The organism is Ideonella azotifigens (genome assembly GCF_006519715.1).
Lineage (GTDB): Bacteria > Pseudomonadota > Gammaproteobacteria > Burkholderiales > Burkholderiaceae_C > Ideonella > Ideonella azotifigens.
In genome coordinates, this window is the sequence record NZ_VIDT01000344.1 from 1 (window position 1) to 5,861 (window position 5,861).

Consider the following 5,861-nt stretch of genomic DNA (forward strand, 5'->3'; position numbering starts at 1 on the left):
CGCTGCCCGCGGAGCTGCGCCCGCTGGTGGCGGCGCTGAACCGGCTGATGTCGCATGTGCGCGCCGCGGCGCAGGCGCAGCAGGCCTTCCTGTCGCAGGCCGCGCATCAGCTGCGCACGCCCTTGGCTGGCGTGCAGACCCAGGTGGAGCTGATCGGCAAGGAGGCAACACCGGAACAACGCAGCCGGCTCGCCGCGGTGACGGGCGCGCTGCAGCGCATGGCGCGTTCCACCCAGCAGATGCTGGCCCTGGCCCGCTCGGCCCCTGAGGCCGCAGTGCCCGAAGCCTTCCATCGCGTGGACTTGCGCGACCTGCTGGAAGACGACGCCTCGATCTGGCTGGACCCGGCGCTGCAGGCCGGCATCGACCTGGGCTTCGACGCCGCTTCGGCGCCCGTGCAGGGTTCGGCCTGGATGCTGCACGAGCTGATCGGCAACCTGGTCCACAACGCCATCCGCCATGCGCCTGCCGGTGGCCGCGTCACCGCCAGCTGCGGCGTGGCGCAGGGCGGTGGCGCCTGGCTGGTGGTGGAAGACGATGGCCCCGGCATCCCCGCCGAGGAACGCGAGCGGGTGCTGGAACGCTTCTACCAGGCGCCTGGCGCAGCCCGGGGCGGATCTGGCCTGGGCCTGGCCATCGTGCGCGAAGTGGCCTTGCGGCACGGGGCCACGCTGGCGCTGGGCGAGACCGGGCCCGCGGGCGGCCTGCGGGTGCGGCTGGAATTCCCGCCGCTGCACGACTGAGTCATTCCTGCGGCAGGCGCGACTGTCAGGCTTTTGAAGGGCGGCCCCTCTTAGCCTAGGGCTTCTGTCCGATTCAGGGGTCCTGCATGGCCTTTCCGTCTTCCGAACAGCGGGCCGCCGCGGCACCGCTGGCGCGCCAACCTCGTCCGCTGGCGGCTGCCCATTGGCTTTCCGCGCTGGCCTTGCTGGCCGTCTTCGCGCTGGTGCTCGGCCGGGAATTGATCGATGAGAAGGCGGTGCGCGCGACCTGGCTGCAACTGCACCGGGTCATGGGACTGCTCGTCTGGGCCCTCGCACTGACTCGGCTGGTGATGCGCAGCCGTTGGCGACTGCAGGAAGTGCTGCCCGATCGGCCGCGCTGGCAGGTCTGGCTGGCCTCGGGCATCCACGGCTTGCTCTATGTCTTCCTGCTGGGTTTGCCGCTGCTCGGCTGGGCCCTCACCAATGCCGCCGGCAAGCCGGTGGTGCTGCCACTGCTGGGCACGCTGCCCACCTTGCTGGCGCCTGACCCCGATCTCGCCGACACGCTGGAAGACTGGCACGGCACGCTGGCCTGGATCCTGGCCGCCATGGTTGGCGCCCATGCTGCCGCGGCGCTGTGGCACCACCTGGCGCTGCGTGACGGCGTGCTGCGCGCCATGTGGCCCTGGGCGCGCGCTCGCAGCTGAGCGCCCGGCTGCGCAGTCGGCGCGAACTGCACACCTTCATGCCTCGGCGCAGGCCGAGGCCACCCCATCTTTTGCCTGACCTCCGGGAGTCTCCATGACCTTGTTAAGTTCGTTTCGCCGCTGCGCGGCCTTGCTGGGCCTGGCTGCAGGGCTGATGGCCGCCGGCAGCAGCCAGGCGGTGCCCAGCTATGCCCGCCAGACCGGGCAGGACTGCGTGGCCTGCCACGTGGGCGGCTTCGGCCCGCAGCTCACGCCGTTTGGCGTGAAGTTCAAGATGGGCGGCTACACGGATACCGACGGCCAGTCCGGCAAGGTGCCGCTGTCCGGGATGGTGGTGGGCTCGTTCACCCACACCGGCAAGGACCAGGCCGAAGCGCCCGCGCCGGGCTCGCGCCTGAACGACAACCGCACGCTGGACGAAGCCTCACTGTTCATCGCCGGCAAGCTGGCCGACCAGCTGGGCTCGTTCATGCAGATCACCTACGACGGCGTGGGCAAGAGCAGCTCGCTGGACCAGATGGACCTGCGCTTTGCACACGTCACCGACATTGGCGGCAAGGACCTGATCCTGGGCGCCACGTTGAACAACAACCCCGGCGTGCAGGACCCGTTCAACACCCTGCCGGTGTGGAGCTTCCCGTATGCCGGCTCGCCGCTGGGCTTCGGCGGCGTGGAGACCGGCACGCTGATCAATGGCGGGCTGGAGCAGCATGTGCTGGGCCTCACCGGCTATGCCTTCTACGACAACAGCTGGTATGCCGAGCTGGGCGCCTACCGCGGCCTCTCGCGCACTGCGCAGGAGCGCATGAGCCTGGGCACTGCGGACGACCCTGGCCGCGTGGCCGGCAACACCGCCTACTGGCGCCTGGCCTGGTTCAAGGACCTGAAGCGCCAGGCCTGGTCGGCGGGTGTGTTCGGCTTCAATGCCGGCATCCAGCCTGACCGCCTGTCAGGTGGGCCAACCAACCGCTATCACGACCTGGGCGTGGACGCGCAGTACCAGTTCCTGGGCACGCGGGACCACATCTTCACCGTGCAGGGCAGCCACATCTGGGAGCGCCAGAGCCGCGACGCGATGCTCGCAGCCGGCGAGGCCAGCCATGCCGGTGGCTACCTGCGCGAAACCAAGCTCAATGCCTCGTACACCTGGCTGCAGACCTGGGGCTTCTCGGTCGGCCGCTTCCTGACCACGGGCGACAGCGACGCCACGCTGTACAGCGCCAACGCGCACAACAAGCCCAACACCCAGGGCACCACCTTCCAGGCCGACTGGACGCCCTGGGGCAAGGAAGGTTCGTGGCTGGCGCCGTGGGCCAACCTGCGGCTGGGTGCGCAGTACACCGCCTACAGCGAGTACAACGGTGCCGCCCGCAACTACGACGGCAGCGGCCGCAAGGCTTCGGACAACAACACGCTGTTCCTGTTCGCCTGGACCAGTTTCTGACGTGAGAGCCGCCAACATGACCCGACATCTCTCCTCATGGGCGGCGCCGGCCGCGATGCTGGCGCTGGCCGCCATGCTGCCGGCCGCCCGGGCCGCTGGCGACATGGCGGTGGGCGGCAAGCTGTACGCCGAAAACTGCGCCGAGTGCCACAGCGTGAAGGAAGGGCGCAACAAGAAGGGCCCGTCGCTGTTTGGCAGCTTCCAGCGCAAGGCGGCCGCCCTGCCGGACTTCGCCTATTCGGACGCGCTGAAAGCCAGCGGCATCGCCTGGACGCAGGAACAGCTGGACGCCTACCTGACCCTGCCCAAGAAGGCCGTGCCCGGCGGCAAGATGAAGTTCGACGGCTTGCCAGACGCCAAGGAGCGGGCGGACCTGATCGCCTACCTCAGCACGATCAAGTGAGGCTGCATCGCGTCGCGCTTCGCGGCGATCAGAACATCGTCGCGTAGCGCTGCAGTTCCCAGTCGCTGACGTGGCGGGCGTAGGCCAGCCACTCGGCTTTCTTCAGCCGGATGAACTCTGCGCTCAGCACCGGGCCCAGCGCAGCGCAGACGATCTCGTCTGCCGCCAGCGCGTCGGCTGCTTCGTCCAGCGACTGCGGCAGCAGCGCGATGCCACGCGCGCGGATCTCGCCCAGCGACAGCGCGAACAAGTCCTCGGTGCAGTCCGGGCCCGGGTCCAGCTGGCGATCGATGCCGTCCAGCCCGGCGGCGATCAGCGCAGCCGTTGCCAGGTACGGGTTCGCGCTGGCGTCCGGCAGCCGCCATTCGAAACGGCCGGGCAGGGTGCGGACGACCGCGGTGCGGTTGTTCGGCCCGTGCGCAACGTAGGCCGGCGCCCAACTGGTGCCTGAAAGCGACTCGCCGACCACCAGCCGCTTGTAGCTGTTGACCGTGGGGGCGGCCAGCGCGCACAGCGCTGCCGAATGCGCCAGCACGCCACCAATGAAGTGGCGCGCCAGCGGCGAGAGCAGCGCGCCGGGCTCGTCCGCCACCGGCGCAAACACGCAGCGGTTCGCCTCATCCCACAGCGACACATGGAAGTGCAGCCCGCTGCCCGGCTGGTTCGCAAACGGCTTGGGCATCATCGAGAACACGGTGCCGTGCTGCTCGGCCAGCGTGTGCGCGGCGAGCTTGAACAGCATCAGGTGATCGGCACTGGCCAGCGCTTCGTCGAACGCGAAGTTGACCTCGTACTGGCCGTGGGCGTCTTCGTGGTCCAGCTGCAACACGTCCAGCCCGGCGTCGGTCAGCGCCTGGCCAAGCGCCTGCAGGAAGGCGGCCTGGCGCGGCATGGACTTCAGGTCGTAGCTGGGTTTGTCCAGACGGTCCGCATCATCTGCCGGCAGCCAGCGGCCGTCCTTTGCTTTCAGCAGGAAGAACTCCGGCTCGATGCCGGTCTTCAGCCTCCAACCGCGTTCGGCCAGCCGCCCAGTGGCGCGCTGCAACACCTGGCGTGGGCAGGCCTCGAAAGGCTGGTTGTCGACGAAACCGCTGCTGGTGGCCAGCGCGTAGCCGGGCATCCACGGCAGCGCCTGGATGTTGTCCTCGGTCGGCCGCGCGTAGTACTCGGCCCGCGCACCAGTGCGCGGCAAGGCCGTGCCCCAGATGGACGGGCCGGCAAAGCCAGCGCCCGTCTTGAGCAGATCGTCCAGATGCGCCAAGGGCACGTACTTGCCCTTGGCCGTGCCGTGCACGTCTGCGAACTGGGCGATCAGCGTGTGAACGCCCTGCGTGGCAAGGCGCTGGTGGAGGTCAGTCAAGGCGGATCCAGGTCGTCTTCAGTTCGGTGTACTTGTCGAACGCGTGCAGCGACTTGTCGCGGCCGTTGCCGCTCTGCTTGTAGCCACCGAAGGGCACGGTGATGTCGTCTTCGTCGTACTGGTTGACGTGCACGGTGCCGGCTCGCAGCGCACGGGACACGCGGTGGGCGCGGTTCAGGCTGTCGCTCCACACGCTGGCCTGCAGGCCGTAGCTGGAGGCATTGGCCATGGCCACGGCCTCGGCTTCGGTCTTGAAGCGGATGATGCTCATCACCGGGCCGAAGATTTCCTCGCGGGCGATCTTCATGTCGTTGGTCACGCCGTCGAACACCGTGGGCTCGACGTAGTAGCCACCGGTTTCGCTGCGCGCCTGGCGGCCGCCGGCCACGCAGCGTGCGCCTTCGGTGTTGCCGGCGTCGATGTAGCCGAGCACGGTGCGCATCTGGGTTTCATCGACCAGCGCGCCCAGCTCGGCCTTGCCGCTCAGCGGATCGCCCGCGGCGTACTTCGGCGCCTCGGTAGCCACCAGCTTGACGAACTCGTCGGCCACGCTGTCGTGCACCAGCACGCGCGAGGGTGCGTTGCAGCTTTCGCCCTGGTTGAAGAACATGCTGCCGGCAACGGTTTGCGCGGCGCGGGCGATGTCCTTGAAGTCTTCGAACACCAGGAAGGCGGACTTGCCGCCCAGCTCGTTGTAGACGCGCTTGAGGTTGGAACGGCCTGCGTAGTCCAGCATGCGGCGGCCCACGCGGGTCGAGCCGGTGAAGCCGATGGCGTCCACGTCCATGTGCAGCGCCAGCGCTTCGCCGGCCTCGTGGCCGTAGCCAGGCACGACGTTGAACACGCCTGGCGGCAGGCCGGCTTCAACGGCCAGTTCGGCCAGGCGGGCGGCGGTGTACGGGCTCTTTTCGCTGGGCTTGAGCACGACGGAATTGCCGGCGGCCAGGGCCGGGCCCAGCTTCCAGGCGGCCATGATCATCGGGTAGTTCCAGGGCACGATGGCGCCGATCACGCCCATGGCTTCGCGGGTGATGAGGGCCAGCGCGCTGTCGCCGGTCGGGGCGATCTCGTCGTAGACCTTGTCCACGGCTTCGCCGTACCAGGCAATGCAGCGGGCGGTGGCCGACACGTCCACGCCCAGCGAATACTGCACCGGCTTGCCCATGTCCAGCGTCTCCAGCAGCGCCAGTTCTTCACCGGCGGCCAGGATCTTCTCGGCGAAGCGCTGCAGCACCTTCTTGCG

Annotated in this window: 6 protein-coding genes; 4 read left to right on the forward strand and 2 right to left on the reverse strand. The window is 68.8% G+C overall.

The genetic code is table 11. From position 1 onward, the window contains the following. The 4 genes from FKP22_RS18845 to FKP22_RS18860 form a co-directional block, all read left to right on the forward strand. On the forward strand, positions 1-743 hold a 743-nt coding region (locus tag FKP22_RS18845; protein ID WP_141289254.1), incomplete at its 5' end, for a sensor histidine kinase. A gap of 86 nt (positions 744-829) precedes the next feature. Beyond that, positions 830-1,411: a cytochrome b gene (locus tag FKP22_RS18850; RefSeq protein ID WP_141289255.1), complete on the forward strand. Its 582-nt coding sequence runs from the start codon at positions 830-832 to the stop codon at positions 1,409-1,411. 94 nt (positions 1,412-1,505) lie between these two features. After that, complete coding sequence (locus FKP22_RS18855; protein ID WP_141289256.1) at positions 1,506-2,855, forward strand: cytochrome C; 1,350 nt, start codon at positions 1,506-1,508, stop codon at positions 2,853-2,855. A gap of 16 nt (positions 2,856-2,871) precedes the next feature. Further along, positions 2,872-3,258, forward strand: coding sequence for a c-type cytochrome (locus tag FKP22_RS18860; RefSeq protein ID WP_141289257.1), 387 nt, complete (start codon positions 2,872-2,874; stop codon positions 3,256-3,258). A 28-nt stretch (positions 3,259-3,286) separates the two neighbouring features. Here the strand turns inward: FKP22_RS18860 and glnT are convergent, their stop codons facing one another. Both glnT and FKP22_RS18870 read right to left on the reverse strand, forming a co-directional pair. Beyond that, positions 3,287-4,618 carry a type III glutamate--ammonia ligase gene (glnT, locus tag FKP22_RS18865; RefSeq protein WP_141289258.1) on the reverse strand — a complete coding sequence of 444 codons (1,332 nt, stop codon included), beginning with the start codon at positions 4,616-4,618 and terminating at the stop codon, positions 3,287-3,289. Further along, positions 4,611-5,861, reverse strand: a 1,251-nt coding sequence (locus FKP22_RS18870; protein WP_141289259.1) for an aldehyde dehydrogenase, incomplete at its 5' end; no start/stop codon positions are given. The genes FKP22_RS18870 and glnT, both read right to left, overlap by 8 nt.